Annotated in this window: 20 protein-coding genes; 14 read left to right on the top strand and 6 right to left on the bottom strand. The window is 34.5% G+C overall.

Annotated features, from left to right (window positions below; genetic code table 11):
* The first annotated feature begins 4 nt into the window (after positions 1-4).
* Positions 5-826 (top strand): hypothetical protein, encoded by an 822-nt coding sequence (locus B8963_RS10995; protein ID WP_084061566.1) that lies wholly within the window; start codon positions 5-7, stop codon positions 824-826.
* Here B8963_RS10995 and B8963_RS10990 read toward each other — a convergent pair.
* Positions 823-2,100 (bottom strand): replication-associated recombination protein A, encoded by a 1,278-nt coding sequence (locus B8963_RS10990; RefSeq protein WP_084061565.1) that lies wholly within the window; start codon positions 2,098-2,100, stop codon positions 823-825. The genes B8963_RS10995 and B8963_RS10990 overlap by 4 nt on opposite strands.
* An 89-nt stretch (positions 2,101-2,189) precedes the next feature.
* Between B8963_RS10990 and B8963_RS10985 the strand changes: the two genes are divergently transcribed.
* Entirely contained in the window at positions 2,190-2,924 is a 735-nt protein-coding gene (locus B8963_RS10985; RefSeq protein ID WP_084061564.1) for a rhomboid family intramembrane serine protease, read from the top strand.
* On the opposite strand, the gene rlmB is transcribed toward B8963_RS10985, so the two are convergent.
* The 5 genes from rlmB to B8963_RS10960 form a co-directional block, all read right to left on the bottom strand.
* Positions 2,925-3,662: a 23S rRNA (guanosine(2251)-2'-O)-methyltransferase RlmB gene (gene rlmB, locus B8963_RS10980; RefSeq protein ID WP_084061563.1), complete on the bottom strand. Its 738-nt coding sequence runs from the start codon at positions 3,660-3,662 to the stop codon at positions 2,925-2,927.
* Positions 3,663-3,755: 93 nt separating this feature from the next.
* Positions 3,756-4,610 carry a hypothetical protein gene (locus B8963_RS10975; protein WP_084061562.1) on the bottom strand — a complete coding sequence of 285 codons (855 nt, stop codon included), beginning with the start codon at positions 4,608-4,610 and terminating at the stop codon, positions 3,756-3,758.
* Between the two features lie 11 nt (positions 4,611-4,621).
* Positions 4,622-5,506, bottom strand: coding sequence for a hypothetical protein (locus tag B8963_RS10970; RefSeq protein ID WP_084061561.1), 885 nt, complete (start codon positions 5,504-5,506; stop codon positions 4,622-4,624).
* Between the two features lie 26 nt (positions 5,507-5,532).
* Positions 5,533-7,224, bottom strand: coding sequence for a SusD/RagB family nutrient-binding outer membrane lipoprotein (locus tag B8963_RS10965; RefSeq protein ID WP_084061560.1), 1,692 nt, complete (start codon positions 7,222-7,224; stop codon positions 5,533-5,535).
* 11 nt (positions 7,225-7,235) lie between these two features.
* Positions 7,236-10,427, bottom strand: a complete 3,192-nt coding sequence (locus B8963_RS10960; RefSeq protein WP_084061559.1) for a SusC/RagA family TonB-linked outer membrane protein — start codon at positions 10,425-10,427, stop codon at positions 7,236-7,238.
* 158 nt (positions 10,428-10,585) lie between these two features.
* On the opposite strand from B8963_RS10960, the gene B8963_RS16155 reads away from it, so the two are divergent.
* The 12 genes from B8963_RS16155 to rpsC all read left to right on the top strand — a co-directional run bounded on the left by B8963_RS16155 (position 10,586) and on the right by rpsC (position 18,107).
* Complete coding sequence (locus tag B8963_RS16155) at positions 10,586-10,714, top strand: hypothetical protein (protein ID WP_262487891.1); 129 nt, start codon at positions 10,586-10,588, stop codon at positions 10,712-10,714.
* 87 nt (positions 10,715-10,801) lie between these two features.
* Positions 10,802-11,176: a 30S ribosomal protein S12 gene (gene rpsL / locus B8963_RS10955; protein ID WP_013305196.1), complete on the top strand. Its 375-nt coding sequence runs from the start codon at positions 10,802-10,804 to the stop codon at positions 11,174-11,176.
* A gap of 20 nt (positions 11,177-11,196) precedes the next feature.
* A complete protein-coding gene (gene rpsG / locus B8963_RS10950; protein WP_024479348.1) occupies positions 11,197-11,673 on the top strand; it encodes a 30S ribosomal protein S7 in 477 nt (158 codons plus the stop codon).
* A 9-nt stretch (positions 11,674-11,682) separates the two neighbouring features.
* Positions 11,683-13,815 (top strand): elongation factor G, encoded by a 2,133-nt coding sequence (fusA, locus tag B8963_RS10945; protein ID WP_084061558.1) that lies wholly within the window; start codon positions 11,683-11,685, stop codon positions 13,813-13,815.
* A 10-nt stretch (positions 13,816-13,825) separates the two neighbouring features.
* Positions 13,826-14,131, top strand: coding sequence for a 30S ribosomal protein S10 (rpsJ, locus tag B8963_RS10940; protein WP_084061557.1), 306 nt, complete (start codon positions 13,826-13,828; stop codon positions 14,129-14,131).
* Positions 14,132-14,293: 162 nt separating this feature from the next.
* Entirely contained in the window at positions 14,294-14,911 is a 618-nt protein-coding gene (gene rplC, locus B8963_RS10935; RefSeq protein ID WP_084061556.1) for a 50S ribosomal protein L3, read from the top strand.
* Entirely contained in the window at positions 14,911-15,540 is a 630-nt protein-coding gene (rplD, locus tag B8963_RS10930) for a 50S ribosomal protein L4 (RefSeq protein ID WP_084061555.1), read from the top strand. The genes rplC and rplD overlap by 1 nt, the downstream gene beginning before the upstream one ends.
* A 7-nt stretch (positions 15,541-15,547) precedes the next feature.
* A complete protein-coding gene (gene rplW / locus B8963_RS10925; RefSeq protein ID WP_084061554.1) occupies positions 15,548-15,838 on the top strand; it encodes a 50S ribosomal protein L23 in 291 nt (96 codons plus the stop codon).
* A gap of 19 nt (positions 15,839-15,857) precedes the next feature.
* The gene (gene rplB, locus B8963_RS10920; RefSeq protein WP_084061553.1) at positions 15,858-16,682 is read left to right on the top strand and encodes a 50S ribosomal protein L2; all 825 of its coding nucleotides are present in this window, start codon (positions 15,858-15,860) and stop codon (positions 16,680-16,682) included.
* A gap of 13 nt (positions 16,683-16,695) precedes the next feature.
* Entirely contained in the window at positions 16,696-16,974 is a 279-nt protein-coding gene (rpsS, locus tag B8963_RS10915) for a 30S ribosomal protein S19 (protein WP_084061552.1), read from the top strand.
* Between the two features lie 3 nt (positions 16,975-16,977).
* Positions 16,978-17,385: a 50S ribosomal protein L22 gene (rplV, locus tag B8963_RS10910; RefSeq protein ID WP_084061551.1), complete on the top strand. Its 408-nt coding sequence runs from the start codon at positions 16,978-16,980 to the stop codon at positions 17,383-17,385.
* Positions 17,386-17,387: 2 nt separating this feature from the next.
* The gene (gene rpsC, locus B8963_RS10905) at positions 17,388-18,107 is read left to right on the top strand and encodes a 30S ribosomal protein S3 (RefSeq protein WP_084061550.1); all 720 of its coding nucleotides are present in this window, start codon (positions 17,388-17,390) and stop codon (positions 18,105-18,107) included.
* The last annotated feature ends 18 nt before the right edge of the window (positions 18,108-18,125 follow it).

Below are 18,125 nucleotides of genomic sequence, written 5' to 3'. Positions count from 1 at the left end.
CCTCATGAGAAAATTATCATCAATACTACTCTTACTGTTTTGCTCTTTTATTTATGCGCAACAAGAAATAAATCAGTACAAATATATTATAGTGCCTGTGCAATTTGAGGCATTTAAATCTCCTAATCAATATAAAACCAGTACATTAATAAAATTTCTACTTTCAGAAAAGGGAATGAATGTAGTGTATAGTGATAAATTACCTTCAGAAATTAAATCTAATAGATGTTTAGCTGTTGTGGCAGAATTAGTAGATGATTCTAATATGTTTACAACTAAAGCAACTGTTGTTTTTAAAGATTGTAATTCTGTTGAAATATACAGGACTAAAGAGGGAACAAGCAAATTAAAAGAATTTAATGCAAGTTATGCTGAGGCAATTAATGATGCCTTAAGTTCATTCTCAACATTTGATTATGCGTACAATGGCTCCTCTAAGGTGTCAATAGAAACAGTCTCACCTGTTGATATAGTTGAGCAAGCTGAAGTAAAATCAGAAGCGCCTATTAAAACAAAAGATATTGTTACAGTTCAAGAACCAAAACTCAATGAAGTTACTCAAGTGAATACCACAGTTACTACTATTCAAAAGGAAAGCACTACAGTTTCACACTTATATGCTCAGGGGATTACAAATGGTTATCAATTGGTGGATAGCACTCCTAAAATTGTAATGAAGTTATATAAAACGTCTCAACCAAATATATTCATTGGTGAAAAAGAAAATGGTGTTTCTGGTCTTTTATATTCAGTAAACGGAGCTTGGTATTTTGAGTATTATGCTGGAGAAGAATTAAAAAAAGAATCTTTAAATATTAAATTCTAAAAAGAATATTTATCCTTCCACCTGTTTTTAAGAAAATCTTTAATCGCATTTTCTCTTTGATTTTGATTGGGAGTGTAAAAGGTTGTGCCTGAAATTTCTTCTGGTAAAAATTCTGCAGCTACAAAGTTATTTCGATAGTCATGTGCGTATTGGTAATCAGATCCATATCCTAAATCTTTCATTAATTTAGTTGGTGCATTTCGCAAAGCTAGCGGAACTGATAAATCTCCTGTGTCGGAAACTGTTTTAAGAGCTCTATTAATGGCCATATAACTACCATTGCTTTTTGGAGATGTGGCTAAATAAATAGCACATTGACTAAGTATTATTCGAGCTTCGGGATAACCAATTGTTGTTACTGCTTGGAAGGTTGTATTGGCCATAACCAATGCTGTAGGGTTTGCTAAACCAATATCTTCTGAAGCAGATATTAACATTCTACGGGCAATAAACTTCACATCTTCTCCACCTTCAATCATTCTAGCTAACCAATAAACTGCTGCATTAGGATCACTACCTCTAATAGATTTTATAAAAGCAGAAATGATATCATAATGTTGCTCACCAGTTTTATCATATCTGACCGTATTTTTTTGGACTTTTTGAATCACTAATTCATCAGTAATAACAATAGCATTACCTTCTTCAGAATTAACTACCAATTCAAATATATTTAAAAGCTTTCTACCATCTCCACCTGATAGTCTCAATAGTGCGTTGGTTTCTTTGAGCGTAATATTTTTAGTTTTTAAATAAGAATCAAGCGCTATTGCTCTGTTTAATAAAGCTATTAAATCATCTTTACCAAACTCATTTAAAATGTATACCTGACACCTAGAAAGTAATGCAGGTATTACCTCAAAGCTTGGATTCTCAGTAGTAGCTCCTATTAAAGTAACCCAACCTTTTTCAACAGCAGCGAGTAAAGAATCTTGTTGCGATTTACTAAATCGGTGAATTTCATCAATAAACAATATAGGGTTTTTGGCAGTAAACAAGCCTCCACTTTGTTTGGCCTTATCAATTACTTCTCTAATATCTTTTACGCCACTATTAATGGCACTCAAAGTGTAAAAGGGCCGACCACTTTCTGTAGCAATAATATTAGCTAATGTGGTTTTTCCTGTCCCTGGTGGCCCCCATAGTATTAAAGATGGAATAATGCCTTTTTTTATTTGATGTGTTAACGAACCTTTATCGCCAACTAAATGTAGCTGACTAATATAGTCTTCTAAAGTTTTAGGACGTACCCTTTCTGCTAATGGTTCATTCATAAATCAAAAATACAAATTCTTAGAATGACAATTTATCATGTTTAATACTTCTGGATACATTTTTGCGAACAATTTTATAAATTAACAGAATGACTGAGTCAAAACATTTTCAATTTAGTAATGCTGTGGTAATTATACCAATGGTATTAGCGCTACTTATTTGGACGATATATTTAATTGAAATAAGATTTGGTTTAAATTTCAATAATTATGGCATTCTACCTAGAACCCTAAAAGGGTTGCGAGGTGTAATTTTCAGTCCGTTTATCCATGGGTCCGCCAAGCATTTGTTTAACAATACTGTGCCTTTAGCGGTTCTGTCAGCAGCTCTTTTATACTTTTATAGAAAGAATGCTTTTACTGTAATTGTATTTGGCGTAATGGTTTCCGGTATTTTAACTTGGTTAATAGGTAGAGAGTCCTATCATATTGGGGCTAGTGGCTTAATTTATGTGCTTGCAAGTTTTATATTTTTCAAAGGAATATTCTCCAAATATTATAGAATGGTAGCGTTGTCGTTAGTGGTAGTATTTATTTATGGGAGTATGCTTTGGTATATTTTTCCAGTAAAGGACGAAATATCATGGGAAGGACATTTGTCTGGATTTTTAGTCGGATTGATTTTTGCGTATTTTTTAAAAACGCCAATGCCAGAAATTAAATTATATGATTGGCAAAGGGAAGATTTTAACGAAGAAGAAGATGAATTCCTTCAGCATTTTGATGAAAATGGAAATTTCATTGAGAAAAAACCAGAGCAAGAAATAGAGGGTTTAGAAATTAAAATAAATTACGAGTATAAAGAAGATAAGTCTTTCGATTAACTACAAGGCTCTTTGTCGAACAGCTTCATATAAAAATACGCCACAAGCTACAGAAACATTTAAAGATTCAATTTCTCCTAATAACGGAAGTTTTGCTTTATCATCTGCAACTTTTAAAATGGAAGGCGAAATTCCAACATCTTCAGCACCCATAATTATCGCACAAGGTTCTTTAAAAGATATGTCATAAATAGAACTCTCAGTTTTTTCTGTTGCGGCTATAATTTTAATACCAGAAGCTTGTAAATAGAAAACGGCATCTTTAATATGGTCAACCTTTGCAATAGGCACTTTAAATGCCGCTCCAGCTGAAGTTTTAATAGTGTCGCCAGTAACCGGTGCTGCTCCTTTTTTCTGTATTATAATTCCATCTACACCAGTACATTCGGCAGTTCTAATTATTGCTCCAAAATTACGCACATCTGATAATTGGTCTAATAGAAGAAACAAAGGTGCTGTTTCTTTGGTAGATACTTTTTCGACTAATTCTTCTAAGGAAAAAAATCGAATGGGTGATATATTAGCAACTACACCTTGGTGATTTCCTTTAGTTAATCTATTTAACTTTTCAATGGGAACGTAAGAGGAGTTGATACCGTTTTTACGTATTAAGGTTTCAAATTCTTTAAATAAGTCACCTTTTATTCCTTTTTGAATAAAAACTTTATCAATAGGCTTATCAGCTTTTATAGCTTCAATGACTGCTCTGATACCGTAAATTTGAGTATTATTTTCCATTGGGGTAAAGGTAGTTAAAACACTTGTTTAAAATAAAATAACTCCAGAAATTTAAAATTTCTGGAGTTATTAAGTTTTAAGAAAAATTTATTCTTAATTAGATAGACCGGCAACAAAGGTTACATCACCAGTGTCAGGATCTGTAGTTTTTGTAAAAGTTACAATGTCGATATTATCATTAAGTCCAGTTCCAATGGTTAAATTGTCGAATGTGCCTTCAAAAACATCAACTGTTACTTGATCTGGGTGTACAAAAAATAATTTCCAAGGTATAGAAGTTTCACTTACAATATATAAGCCTACTTCAATGGTGTATTCACCGTCAGGATATTCTGCGTTGAAAATATCACTTTCATACCTTGTTCCTGTTTCAGAAGATTCCAATCCAGCTATGTATACATCTAAATCATTGTCCTCAGGGTTTGCCCAATCTAATAAGTAATTCATTCTACTATTAGCTACCGCGGTAGTATACGCAGAATATTGATCAAGAATATTTACGCCAAAATTGTTTGAAGTAATGGTATATGCTTTCCCTGGTTCTAATTCGTCAAGTAAAATTGCTGTAAGACTTAATTGGCAATAATTTAATAATCCTTCAAAAATTCCAGAATTAAAGCCATCGCTACTTGGTAAAGTAATTTTACCTGTTGCAGTAGTTGCTCCAGCAGGAACTGTTACTGTGGCAACTGTTTGTGCTCCACTATTAAATAATGCTGTAACCTCAACATCAGCATCAGATGCAAAAGTTTGTGGTAATGTCACAGTAATATTAAGTGGTAAACCTTCAAAGAAACTTGTAGGGTTCGAGCTCACTGTTCCAACAATTTCTGTGGCTTCTGTTTGTATTTCTAAAGGAAAACCTATTAATTCTTCCTCTTCCGTACAACTATTTAATACTGTAAGCGAGAGCAAGCTAAACAGTAATTTTTTAAATATATTTTTCATAATTTAATTTTTTAATTTTTTTGTGCGATAAGTACTTGATCACCAAATGTAAAACCTGTTCCAGTTCCACCAGCTAAACTTAAAGCAGTACTATATTTTAATTCAATGTAACCAATGCAAGAAAGTGCCAAGGAAACGGCAGAACTTGAGCGAATATTAGTTGGAGAATATCCAGCACAACAAATTTCAGATGTTAAAACAGCATCTTGTCTTTCAAATGTTGCTATACCAAAATCATTAACATTAACGGTAATATTATAATTACCTGCAGAGTCAAATGGGTTTACTAAAACAATCTCATTAGGAGTATCACCAGCAATAATATCAAATGTAGTTTTTCCTGTTGCAGAGAAACCACTATCTTCTATGAACGTATATGTACCGATCATATCAGCTTGATTAAAAGGACATGCAATAAACGCAGTTAAAGCATAAGCTTGCTTTTGACCAGGTTCTGCTTGAATGTCTGGAGCTAAAGAATTAAAGGTTACAATTGAACCATCTGTACCAACAGAGGTTCCTACAAAATCGAAACGATCTCCTGCAGCTAGTTCTGCAGTATCAATACCTAATGCATCAGCAATATCCGGACCTGAAATTCTCATGTCAACTGGAAATGTACTTGTAGTAAATACAGTTGCATAATTGGAAGCTATACCATTTGATACTCTTCTTGCTTTAACAGTAAAGCTTTCTACGTTGTTTGCTGGTGCTGTAACTACACCGCCAAATGTTGAATTGGCTATATCTGTAACATCTAATACTGGACTTTCAATATCAATGAAAACATAGGCCGCTACCTCTGGTTCGTAAAGCGGATTTTTTGTTTCTTCTTCGCAAGAACTTAGTCCTAATGCGAGAAAACCAAACGCGATTAATATATATATATTTTTCATTTTATTTAAATTATTAACAATTAAAATTAATGTAGGGTAATATTATTTTTATCCCAAAATATTCTTTCAGTTCTAGCTTTTTGAGTGGCATTTCTGTTAAGATTCACGTAATTAGCAGGATAAAGTGCTGAATTATAGAAATCACCTGAAGCTTGAATTAAAGTAGGTTGCATATTACTTGGCATGCCAGTTCTTCTATACGCATTGTATACTTCTAGACCATTACCAAATGTAGCAATATGATTTTCTTTCATTATTAATTCTAATCTTTCAGTATCATTATTAGCATTAGTATAAGCATCTAAGACAAAGGCAACATAATTGTCGACATCATTAGTCGTCGAAGTACCTTGAACTCCTAAGAAACCAATAACTTTATTCATGCTACCTCGAATTCCACTTTCTAATAAAATTGCTGGATCACCTGTTGTTCCAGTTGTTAAAGCAGATTCAGCCTTTATGAAATCCATGAAAAAACTAGTAATAATAGGAGTGATTCCTGCACCTAATTGTCCTGTAGAACCTTCTTCTTGGGCACTATCAGCACTACCATCATCATAACTACCACCTACAGGATATAAACCATAAACTGTTCTTTTCTCATCATCTGGTGGAATTCCACCATTATCTCCATGATCTCTACCCCAGTATCCTCTTGGTGCATTAGCTGTGCAAAAAGGCATTCCTACGGTTGGTTCGTAGATAGAAGTATAAATTGAATAATGTGATGGTGCTGGTGCGTTAGCACAGCCTAATGTAAAAATATCTTCATTAGTCGCATTAGTATCTTGTCTGTAGAAATAATAAGCCAATCTAGGATCATCAAATCCTTTTTCAGAAATCATTTCCCACATTAAGTAGTTAGACATATACCCACCTGCTGATGCCTCGTAATAGTTTGTATAGCCTGGATGTCTAGTATTTGGGTTTAATCTATTACTACCATATTGAATTACCCAGTCTTCTTCTGGTGTATCGATAATATTATTTGCACTTAAAATAGCATTGATTTCAGCAGAAATATTAATTCCTAAATCTGAACCTGCCAATCTTGCATTATTAAGTACTCTCAATTTAAAACTATTAGCTGCAGTTATCCATCTTGCTTGTGTTGAAGCATTTACTGTACCGCCATCAGAAAAATAGAAATCCTCTGGTGGGTAAGTTGCACTAACACCTGATAACAAAACAATCGCTTCATCAATTTCATTAAGCATTGCTTTGTAGATTTCAATCTGATCGTCAGCAACTGGATTTAAGTTTGCATTTCCTAAAAGTGCTTCAGAGTAAGGAACATCTCCGAATAAATCAGTTAGCGTAATATAAATGTAAGCTTTCATTAATTTTGAAACACCTAAATGATATTTCAAATCTAATTCTGTAGCTATTGGTTCTAATGCTGCAATGTCAGCAAGAGTTTCCGAATAGGCAGATGCCCAAATTCCAGAAAAACTTGAAGGAGAATAAGCATTTTCATAGGTATTCCCACCGGTCATGGCAAATTGTCTACTTACAGATGCTGTAAATGAACCCACACCTGCAACGTTTTCAACAAATCCCGCAAAATTTAATTGTACACTGTTGAATAAAAAGTCAGGATCTAAATTGTCAATAGAAACCTGATTAGGGCTTTTAGTTATATCTAGCTCTACTGTTTCACAGGAAAAAATCCCCACGAAAGATAGTGCTAGAATGAATTTTATATATTTATTTTTCATGTCGTTTTTTATTAGAAAGTTAAATTAAGGCTAAATCCATATCTTTTGGAAGTAGGACCAGTCAAGAAGTCAAATCCTTGACCATTACCAACACCAAGGCTAATAACCTCTGGGTCAAAATTTAAGCCATCAGGGAAATTAACAGCCTTGTAGAAAAGATTTGAACCTATTACCGAGAAGGATATACGGCCAAATGGAGTTTTTTCTAAAAATTTCTTAGGTAAATCATATGAAAGTGCAATCTCTCTTAATCTTATAGTAGTAGCATCGTAAATAGCTTGTTCATCAATGAAAAAACCAGAGTTTACAAAACCATAATCAGTTGCGGCTATTACTAAATCGTTAACATCACCGTTTTGTTTAACCCCAGGTAAAATAAAACCTTGTGTTCTGTCAAAGTCAGTGTCAGTAGTTAACCCTCTTGATAATAAGGCTGCAGCAGTTGTTGAATAAATATCACCACCGTGCACATATTCCCATTGCATTCTTAGTCCAACGCCTTTGTAAGAGAAATCACTTATACCCGTCATTCTCCAGTCTGCATTTGGATCACCAATAATAGATAAATCGTTGTTTGCTAAATAATTACCATCAGCAGCTACAATTGGAGTTCCATTTGCATCTCTAGCGATAGAACTTCCCTGTATAACTCCATATGCTTCTCCAGCAATCGCAAAGTTACCTAGTGTTGTAAATCCGGCAATTACCTCAGCTTCACTATCTGTTCCTAAACTTTCAACTATGTTTTCGTTTACAGACCATGAACCAGTAATATCCCATCTGAATCCTGAATCATTTTTAGGCTTTATCGGAGTAATATTAAATCCAAGTTCAATACCTTTATTGCTAACTTCAGCCGGGTTATCAGCTGTAAATGTAAATCCAGATGAAGGGTCTAATAATTTATTTGTTAATATAAGGTCACTGGAGGTTTTAGAATAAACAGATAAATCAATACCTAATCTGTTATCAAACAACTTAGCTTCAATACCTGCCTCAATTTCAGTAATTAATTCAGGTTTCAGATTTAAGTTTCCAAGTTGATTAGATATTGTTAATAAATTTATAACGCTACCATCAGCTGGATCTATAAACACATTGGTGGCACTACCAAGCCCTACTACAGTAGAGTAAGGGTCAGGGAATCCTGCTGAAGAACCGTATCCAACTCTAAGTTTAAGATAATTTAAGGTTTTATTATTTCTAAGTCCTTCTATTGCTGAAGTAGGTACAAATGAAATACTTGCAGAAGGATAAAAGATTGATCTTGTACTTGGCTGTAATGAAGAATATGTATCATTTCTTCCCTGAAGATTCAAGTAAATAAAGTTATCATATCCAAAAGTAGCAGATGCATAAGCACCAACAATGTTTTCTTCTCTAAATGAACTACCTGCAATTTGCTCTTCAAAATTGTTATGGGTAAATAATCCGTAAACAAATTGTTGAGTACTTGATGTTGCAGTAAAGTCTCTAGTTTCTCTTCTAGGGTTGAAACCTATCGTACCATTGATATCAAATTTTTCTTCCGCGCCAAATCTTTTGTTGAAATTAAGACTTAATGTATGGTCCCAAACAGTATTTAATCTACTACTTGTATTAAATGCCCCTCCAACAATTTGGGTTCCACCCTTGTTTGCTGAAAATTCTTGTATTTGAGTATACTGATCTAAGGCCATTCTATAAGAAAGGTTAAGCCAATCTGTAATATCATAATTTAAAGAAATATTACCAAAAACACGTCTTACCTTTTCTTTAGTATTTATGTTTTTCGATGTCCAAAGAGGATTTTGTATATCATTACCACCTCGATAATATATACTAGAATTATCCAATGGATTTTCGAAAGGTAAACCAAACAAATCTACACTTCTAGGTGTGTATAAAAGATTGGCAAATAAAGATGCTGTACCGTTAGATGAATTACTTCCAAAACCAGCTGCGGTTGGAGGTGCCTTTGTGTCTGTGCGAACAATATTAAAGGAAGAACTAACATTAATTTTATTGGATAATTTAGTTGTACCACCTATACTAAAGTTTGTTCTTACGTAGTTGTTATTAGGTACAAACCCTTCGTCATTTGTGTGTCCAACTCCAACATTAAAACTTCCTTTTTCGTTAGCACTTGAAACATTCAATGAAGTTGTGGTAACACCACCTGTTTTGAAGAATTGTTCAACACTATTATAAGGTTTGTAATCATAGCGAGCTCCTTGATATTCAGGAAATGCAGTTGCTAAGGATTCTCTATCATAAGGATGAGCAACAGTTCCATCAAGCGCTATACCATTAGTTCCACGAGAATTAAAGTTTGGCCCCCAGTTACTGAATGCTTGAGAATAATTCTGATAAAAACCATTACCATAGTTGTCCTGATAATCAGGAGTGTTTGCTATTTCATTAAAGAAAAAAGATTGATTAAAAGTAACTTCTAACTTTTTCTGAGCATCACTTGTTGATCCTGATTTTGTGGTTATTAACACCACACCATTTCTACCAGCTTGACCATATAAAGTAGTTGCACTTAATCCTTTTAAAACACTAAGTTCCTTAATGTTGTTTGGATCAATATCCAAAAATCTACTTGATGCTGTAGTGTTACCTTGAACGAAGTTATTATCAGAGTTTGTGTCAGAATTAAAAGGCACACCATCAACAACGAATAAAGGTTGGTTACTACCATTAATTGATGAATAACCACGAATAATAATATTGGTTCCAGAACCAGATAATCCACTCGTTTGCTGAATGTTAACTCCTGGAGCTTTACCTGTTAATGTTCGGGCAACGTCTGTGGCTGGTCTACTACCAATATCATCAGAAGAAATTGTAGAAACAGCATATCCTAATGCCTTTTTCTCTTTCTTGATACCTTGAGCAGTCACAACAACTTCCTCTAAGCTTTGTGCATCTTCAATCATTTGAACATTAATTGTTGATCCTGCACCTACAACTTTTTTTACTTCTTTTTGTCCTACATAGGAAAAAGAAAGGGTAGTTCCAACCTTAGCTTGAATGGAGTAATTACCATCAAAGTCTGTTTGGGTACCATTAGTTGTGCCAACAGCAACAATGTTAACTCCAGGTAAGGGTAAGCCATCTTGGTCTGTTACCGTTCCTGAAATCGTCTTTTCTTGTGCAAACGTCAAGTGCACAACAAACGCCAAAAAAAGCGTAAGGATTCCATTTACTTTTGTTTTCATTATTATGTTATTTGAATTAGTTACCTGCGAAAGTCTTAAATCCTTGTTAATTATCCTAACAAAATTTAAGAATATTTTAAGGTTGTGTTAAAAAGAATGTTAAATACAAATATGATGCTCAAAATTTACGAATTATATGTTTTTCTGATTTGTTTCTTATGAAAAATTACATTTTGGATGAAGAAAATCTAAACCAAATTGTATGCGGTATGCAGATTTTTATAGTTAATACTGGAGGCGGATTCGAAGTAATTATTTCTATTAAATTTGAAAAAAAAATAAAATAAATCATTAACCATTTGAATTATTGCGAATTATTACTACATTTGCCGACCCTTAAAAAAGGGTAAGTTATATATAGATACAATTATAGTATGCCAACAATTTCACAATTAGTACGAAAAGGAAGGGCCACGATTACTAAGAAGAGTAAATCGGCTGCTTTGGATTCTTGTCCTCAAAGAAGAGGGGTTTGTACTCGTGTTTACACTACTACACCTAAAAAACCAAACTCTGCAATGCGTAAAGTTGCAAGGGTTAGGTTGACTAATGGTAAGGAAGTAAACGCATACATCCCTGGAGAAGGTCACAATCTACAAGAGCACTCGATAGTATTAGTAAGGGGCGGAAGAGTTAAGGATTTACCAGGTGTTAGGTATCATATCGTTAGAGGTGCTTTGGATACAGCAGGTGTTGCTGGAAGAACTCAACGTAGATCTAAGTATGGTGCTAAAAGACCTAAAAAGTAATCAAACTTTAAACAGAAGCAATGAGAAAAAAACAGGCTAAAAAGAGACCTCTTTTACCAGATCCAAGATTTAATGATCAGTTAGTGACGCGTTTCGTTAACATGATGATGTGGGATGGAAAAAAGTCTATAGCATACAAAGTATTCTACGATGCAATTGATATTGTGGAAGAAAAGAAAACAGATGAAGAAAAAACGGCTTTAGAAATTTGGAAAGATGCACTTTCTAATGTAATGCCGCATGTTGAGGTTAGAAGTAGAAGAGTTGGGGGTGCTACATTCCAAATTCCTATGCAGATTAGACCAGACAGAAAAATATCAACAGCAATGAAATGGTTAATTAGTTATGCTCGTAAAAGAAACGAGAAAGCTATGTCTCAAAAACTTGCTGGAGAAATATTAGCAGCTGCTAAAGAAGAAGGTGCTGCAGTCAAGAAAAGAACAGATACTCACAAAATGGCAGAAGCTAATAAAGCTTTCTCTCACTTTAGATTTTAATTATCAGAAATGTCAAGAGATTTAAAATTTACTAGAAATATAGGTATTGCTGCTCATATTGATGCGGGAAAAACAACAACAACAGAACGTATTTTATTCTACACTGGTGTTAGTCATAAAATAGGAGAGGTGCATGATGGTGCTGCTACTATGGACTGGATGGAGCAAGAGCAAGAGCGTGGTATTACAATTACCTCTGCAGCTACAACTTGTACGTGGAATTTTCCAATGAAGAATGGTCAGGCTATTGATGAAACTAAGCCATATCATTTTAATATTATAGATACTCCTGGTCACGTTGATTTTACGGTTGAAGTAAACCGTTCATTGCGTGTACTTGATGGTTTGGTGTTCTTGTTTAGTGCGGTTGATGGTGTTGAGCCTCAATCAGAAACTAACTGGAGACTTGCTGATAATTACAAAGTGCCAAGAATGGGCTTTGTAAACAAGATGGATAGACAAGGTTCTAACTTTCTTGCGGTATGTAATCAAATAAAAGAAATGTTAAAATCTAATGCAGTTCCAATTGTTTTGCCAATTGGAGATGAGCAAGATTTTAGAGGTATTGTAGATTTAGTTAAGAATAGAGCTATAGTATGGCATGAAGATAACTTTGGGGCAACTTTTGATGTAGTTGATATTCCTGAAGAGATGAAGGCTGAAGTAAAAGAATATAGAGCAAATCTTATTGAAGCGGTTGCTGAGTATGATGAAACTCTTATGGAGAAATTTTTCGAAGATGAAGATTCTATTACTGAAGATGAAGTGCATGCTGCTTTAAGAGCTGCGGTTATGGATATGAGTATCATACCTATGATTTGTGGGTCTTCATTCAAAAATAAAGGTGTTCAGTTTTTATTAGATGCTGTTTGTAGATATTTACCATCACCATTAGATAAAGATGCTATCGTAGGAACAGATCCTGATACAGAAAAGCCTATTTCAAGAAAACCTGATGTAAAGGAGCCATTTGCTGCTTTAGCTTTTAAAATTGCAACGGATCCGTTTGTGGGTCGTTTAGCTTTCTTTAGAGCGTATTCTGGAAGATTAGATGCGGGTTCTTATGTGTTAAATAATCGTTCCGGTAATAAGGAACGTATTTCTAGAATCTATCAAATGCATGCGAATAAGCAAAATGCAATTGATTTTATTGAAGCTGGAGATATTGGTGCTGCTGTTGGTTTTAAAGATATTAAAACTGGAGATACATTGTCTGCGGAGAAACATCCAATTATTTTGGAGAGTATGAATTTCCCAGATCCAGTTATTGGTATTGCTGTAGAGCCAAAAACAAAAGCAGATGTTGATAAATTAGGAATGGCTCTTGCTAAATTGGCAGAAGAAGATCCTACGTTTACAGCTAGAACTGATGAAGCTTCTGGTCAAACAATTATATCAGGTATGGGTGAGCTTCACTTAGATATTATTGTGGATCGTTTAAGACGTGAATTTAAGGTTGAAGTTAATCAAGGTCAACCTCAGGTTGAGTACAAAGAGGCTTTAACTAAAATGGCTTCTCATAGAGAGACGTATAAAAAACAATCTGGTGGACGTGGTAAGTTCGGAGATATCGTATTCGAAATGGGGCCTGCTGATGATTCATTTGAGGGAACTGGATTACAGTTCGTAGATGAAATTAAAGGTGGTCGTATTCCAAAAGAATTTATTCCTGCTGTTGAAAAAGGATTTACTGCAGCTATGAAAGCAGGACCTTTGGCAGGTTACGAGATGGATCGTATGAAGGTTATTTTGAAAGATGGTTCTTTCCACCCAGTGGATTCTGATGCTCTTTCTTTTGAATTAGCAGCAAAAATGGGTTACAAGGCTGCAGGTAAAGCTGCTGGTGCTGTAATAATGGAGCCAATAATGAAAATTGAAGCTTTAACTCCTGAGGAAAACATGGGGGATATCGTTGGAGATTTAAACCGAAGAAGAGGTACTATTACTAATATGAGTGATAGAGCTGGATCTAAGGTTATAAAAGGAGAGGTTCCTTTATCTGAAATGTTTGGTTATGTAACTGCATTAAGAACTATGTCATCTGGTAGAGCTACTTCTACAATGGAATTTTCACATTATGCGGAGACACCTTCAAATATTTCTGAAGAAGTAATCAAAGCAGCTAAAGGATTAACCGCTTAATTTTACGAAAATGAGTCAAAAAATTAGAATAAAACTAAAATCATACGACTATAACTTAGTGGATAAATCTGCTGAAAAAATAGTTAAGACTGTAAAAACTACAGGAGCAGTAGTAACGGGTCCAATTCCGTTACCAACACATAAAAAAATCTTTACTGTGTTGCGTTCTCCTCACGTTAATAAAAAGTCAAGAGAACAATTTGAATTGAGTTCTTACAAAAGACTTTTAGATATATACAGTTCTTCTTCAAAAACTATTGATGCTCTAATGAAGTTAGAGTTACCAAGTGGAGTTGAAGTTGAGATTAAAGTATAATGCATCTGCTCTCAACTATTTTAGTTGTGAGTGACATGTCCTGAGCTTCGTGCGAGGGAAAAACGGAAAAAAATAAAATCAGGGTCGATTTATTTTTGACCCTTTTTTTTACTTGAAAGTAAAGTATAATAAATAAGTAAATACTAATTAATTAAATTAAATATGTCTGGGTTAATAGGAAAAAAAGTAGGCATGACTAGTATTTTCGATGAAAACGGAAAAAACATTCCGTGTACAGTAATCGAACTAGGTCCATGTGTAGTTACCCAAGTCAGAACCTTAGAGGTGGACGGGTATAATGCCCTTCAACTTGGTTTCGATGACAAGGCAGAAAAACGTGCTAATAAGGCCGAAACAGGTCATTTTAAAAAAGCAGGTGTTTCTCCTAAGAAAAAAGTCGTTGAATTCCGAGATTTTGGAGGAGATTACAAATTAGGTGACACTATTGGTGTTGATCTATTTGTAGAAGGTGAATTTGTTGATGCTATTGGTACAACAAAAGGAAAAGGTTTTCAAGGTGTTGTAAAAAGACATGGCTTCGCAGGAGTTGGTCAAGCAACGCATGGTCAACATAACAGATTAAGAGCTCCTGGTTCTGTAGGTGCTGCTTCTTATCCTGCTAGAGTATTTAAAGGTATTAAAATGGCCGGAAGAATGGGTGGAGATAAGGTAACTGTTCAAAACCTAAGAGTTTTAAAAGTAGTTCCAGAAAAGAATCTTTTAGTTTTAAAAGGTTGTGTACCTGGTCATAAGAACGCTTACGTAACTATTGAAAAGTAATGAAGGTAGCAGTTTTAGATATTAAGGGAAAAGAAACAGGTAGAAAGATTGAGCTTTCTGATTCTGTATTCGCTATAGAGCCAAATAAACATGCTGTTTATTTAGATGTAAAACAATATTTAGCGCACCAAAGACAAGGTACGCATAAGTCTAAAGAAAGAGCGGAAATAGCTGGTAGTACAAGAAAAATCAAAAAACAAAAAGGAACAGGTACAGCTCGTGCGGGAAGTATTAAGTCTCCTGTGTTTAGAGGTGGTGGACGTATATTCGGTCCAAGACCTAAAGATTATAAGCAAAAATTGAATAAGAACTTAAAGCGTTTAGCTAGAAAATCTGCTTTAACTATAAAGTCAAATGAAAAGGCGATTTTGGTTGTTGAAGATTTCAATTTTGATGCTCCAAAAACAAAAGATTTTAAGAATATTTTAAAGTCTTTAGGATTGGAAAATAAAAAATCTTTATTTGTGTTGGGTGATTCAAATAATAACGTATATTTGTCGTCACGCAATTTAAAGGGGTCTGAAGTTGTAACTAACTCAGATTTAAGCACTTACAAGATTTTAAATGCTAACAATATTGTGCTTCTAGAAGGTTCTTTAGAAGGAATTGAGTCTAACTTAACTAAATAGTAAGAACATGAGTGTGTTGATAAAGCCAATTATAACAGAAAAAATGACTTCAGATAGTGAGTTGTATAATCGTTATGGCTTCATTGTAAACCCTAACGCTAACAAGCTTCAAATTAAAGAAGCAGTTGAAACAGCTTACGGGGTTTCTGTTGAAAAAGTTAGAACTATGAATTACGGGCCTTCAAGAAAGACTCGTTATACAAAAACCGGAGTGCAACACGGGAAAACTAATGCTTATAAAAAAGCCATAGTTGAAGTTGCTGAGGGAGATATAATTGATTATTACAGTAATCTATAATTAAGACTAAAGACAAAAAATGTCAGTTAGAAAATTAAAACCAATCACTCCAGGACAGCGTTTTAGAGTAGTAAACGGATTCGACGCGATTACTACTGATAAGCCGGAGAAGAGCTTGCTTGCTCCGTTAAAAAAGTCCGGAGGTAGAAACAGTCAAGGAAAAATGACTATCAGCCATAAGGGTGGTGGTCATAAAAGAAGGTATCGTTTAATTGATTTCAAAAGAGACAAGCAAGATGTTGCTGGTGTGATTGAATCAATTCAATATGATCCTAACAGAACAGCATTCGTTGCTTTAGTTAAGTATGCTGATGGAGAAAAGAGATATATAATAGCTCAAAACGGATTGCAAGTAGGTCAGGAGATTTCTTCTGGAGAAAATGCAGCTCCTGAAATAGGTAACGCGCTTCCTTTAAGTGCTATTCCTTTAGGTACTATTATTTCTTGTATTGAATTACGTCCAGGTCAAGGTGCTGTAATGGCAAGAAGTGCTGGAACGTTTGCTCAATTAATGGCTCGAGATGGAAAGTTTGCAACTGTAAAACTTCCTTCTGGAGAAACTAGATTAGTTCTAGTATTATGTTTAGCGACAATAGGTGCGGTTTCTAACTCTGATCATCAATTACTTGTATCTGGTAAAGCGGGTAGAAGCAGATGGTTAGGAAGAAGACCAAGAACTAGACCAGTAGCGATGAACCCTGTCGATCACCCAATGGGTGGTGGTGAAGGTAGAGCTTCTGGAGGTCACCCAAGATCTAAGAACGGTATACCTGCAAAAGGTTATAGAACTCGTTCTAAGACTAAGGCTACAAATAGATATATATTAGAACGTAGAAAGAAATAAAAAGTAGAAAGAAATGGCACGTTCACTAAAAAAAGGACCTTACGTTCACTTTAGTTTAGAAAAGAAAGTTCAACAGAATATAGATTCTGGTAAAAAGGCTGTAGTTAAAACATGGTCAAGAGCTTCGATGATAACACCGGATTTCGTAGGTCAAACTATCGCGGTACATAATGGTAGACAATTTGTTCCTGTTTATGTAACAGAGAATATGGTTGGTCATAAATTAGGAGAATTTTCACCAACAAGATCTTTTAGAGGTCACGGTGGTTCGAAAAATAAAGGTAAAAAGTAAGCTATGGGAGTTCGTAAAAAACAAATGGCCGAAAGAATAAAGGCAGAAAAAAAGCAAGTTGCTTTTGCTAAATTGAATAACTGTCCTACTTCGCCAAGAAAAATGCGATTAGTCGCTGATTTGGTTAGAGGTGTTCAGGTTGAAAAGGCACTAGCTATTTTAAAATTCAATTCAAAAGAAGCTTCTCGTAAACTTGAGAAATTACTTTTATCTGCAATTGCTAATTGGCAATCTAAGAATGAAGATGCAAGTATTGAAGATGCTGATCTTTTTATCAAAGAAATAAGAGTAGATGGTGGAGCTATGTTAAAAAGACTTAGACCAGCGCCTCAAGGAAGAGCACACAGAATTAGAAAACGTTCCAATCATGTTACACTAGTATTGGATTCTAACAACAATGTACAAAGCTAGATATGGGACAGAAGACAAATCCAATCGGAATTCGTTTAGGCATCATTAGAGGATGGGAGTCTAACTGGTATGGTGGAAATGATTACGGCGATAAATTAGCCGAAGATGATAAAATCAGAAAATATGTTCATGCTCGTTTAGCTAAAGCTAGTGTTTCAAGAGTTATTATTGAGCGTACTTTAAAGCTAATTACTATAACAATTACAACAGCAAGACCAGGTATCATTATTGGTAAAGGTGGTCAAGAGGTTGATAAGTTAAAAGAAGAGCTTAAAAAGATTACTGATAAAGAAGTTCAGATAAATATTTTTGAGATTAAGAGACCAGAATTAGATGCTAATTTAGTAGCTGCTAGTATTGCTCGTCAAATCGAAAATAGAATATCATTTAGACGTGCTATAAAAATGGCAATCGCTGCAGCAATTCGTATGAATGCTGAAGGTATTAAAGTTCAGATTTCTGGACGTTTAAATGGAGCGGAAATGGCTCGTTCTGAATCTTATAAAGAAGGAAGAATTCCATTATCTACTTTTAGAGCAGATATTGATTATGCTTTGCAAGAAGCGCATACTACCTATGGTAGATTGGGTATCAAAGTATGGATCATGAAAGGTGAGGTTTATGGTAAACGAGATTTATCGCCTTTAGTTGGTATGGAAAAGACCCAAAATGCAAAAGGTGGTAAGCAAGAAGGTAACAAAAAGCCACGTCGTAGAAAGTAATTTTTAAAGAAGTAGAAA

The organism is Cellulophaga tyrosinoxydans (assembly GCF_900176415.1).
Classification (GTDB): Bacteria; Bacteroidota; Bacteroidia; order Flavobacteriales; family Flavobacteriaceae; genus Cellulophaga; species Cellulophaga tyrosinoxydans.
The sequence above is the reverse complement of the archived record's forward strand: the minus strand, read 5'-3'. Positions and strand labels throughout refer to the sequence as shown.

What these genes read in the sequence shown, in the direction of transcription:
- B8963_RS10995 (WP_084061566.1), top strand. Translation starts at nt 5, where the DNA reads ATGAGAAAATTATCATCAATACTACTCTTACTGTTTTGCTCTTTTATT.
- B8963_RS10990 (WP_084061565.1), bottom strand. Translation starts at nt 2,100, where the DNA reads ATGAATGAACCATTAGCAGAAAGGGTACGTCCTAAAACTTTAGAAGAC.
- B8963_RS10985 (WP_084061564.1), top strand. Translation starts at nt 2,190, where the DNA reads ATGACTGAGTCAAAACATTTTCAATTTAGTAATGCTGTGGTAATTATA.
- rlmB (WP_084061563.1), bottom strand. Translation starts at nt 3,662, where the DNA reads ATGGAAAATAATACTCAAATTTACGGTATCAGAGCAGTCATTGAAGCT.
- B8963_RS10975 (WP_084061562.1), bottom strand. Translation starts at nt 4,610, where the DNA reads ATGAAAAATATATTTAAAAAATTACTGTTTAGCTTGCTCTCGCTTACA.
- B8963_RS10970 (WP_084061561.1), bottom strand. Translation starts at nt 5,506, where the DNA reads ATGAAAAATATATATATATTAATCGCGTTTGGTTTTCTCGCATTAGGA.
- B8963_RS10965 (WP_084061560.1), bottom strand. Translation starts at nt 7,224, where the DNA reads ATGAAAAATAAATATATAAAATTCATTCTAGCACTATCTTTCGTGGGG.
- B8963_RS10960 (WP_084061559.1), bottom strand. Translation starts at nt 10,427, where the DNA reads ATGAAAACAAAAGTAAATGGAATCCTTACGCTTTTTTTGGCGTTTGTT.
- B8963_RS16155 (WP_262487891.1), top strand. Translation starts at nt 10,586, where the DNA reads ATGAAAAATTACATTTTGGATGAAGAAAATCTAAACCAAATTGTATGC.
- rpsL (WP_013305196.1), top strand. Translation starts at nt 10,802, where the DNA reads ATGCCAACAATTTCACAATTAGTACGAAAAGGAAGGGCCACGATTACT.
- rpsG (WP_024479348.1), top strand. Translation starts at nt 11,197, where the DNA reads ATGAGAAAAAAACAGGCTAAAAAGAGACCTCTTTTACCAGATCCAAGA.
- fusA (WP_084061558.1), top strand. Translation starts at nt 11,683, where the DNA reads ATGTCAAGAGATTTAAAATTTACTAGAAATATAGGTATTGCTGCTCAT.
- rpsJ (WP_084061557.1), top strand. Translation starts at nt 13,826, where the DNA reads ATGAGTCAAAAAATTAGAATAAAACTAAAATCATACGACTATAACTTA.
- rplC (WP_084061556.1), top strand. Translation starts at nt 14,294, where the DNA reads ATGTCTGGGTTAATAGGAAAAAAAGTAGGCATGACTAGTATTTTCGAT.
- rplD (WP_084061555.1), top strand. Translation starts at nt 14,911, where the DNA reads ATGAAGGTAGCAGTTTTAGATATTAAGGGAAAAGAAACAGGTAGAAAG.
- rplW (WP_084061554.1), top strand. Translation starts at nt 15,548, where the DNA reads ATGAGTGTGTTGATAAAGCCAATTATAACAGAAAAAATGACTTCAGAT.
- rplB (WP_084061553.1), top strand. Translation starts at nt 15,858, where the DNA reads ATGTCAGTTAGAAAATTAAAACCAATCACTCCAGGACAGCGTTTTAGA.
- rpsS (WP_084061552.1), top strand. Translation starts at nt 16,696, where the DNA reads ATGGCACGTTCACTAAAAAAAGGACCTTACGTTCACTTTAGTTTAGAA.
- rplV (WP_084061551.1), top strand. Translation starts at nt 16,978, where the DNA reads ATGGGAGTTCGTAAAAAACAAATGGCCGAAAGAATAAAGGCAGAAAAA.
- rpsC (WP_084061550.1), top strand. Translation starts at nt 17,388, where the DNA reads ATGGGACAGAAGACAAATCCAATCGGAATTCGTTTAGGCATCATTAGA.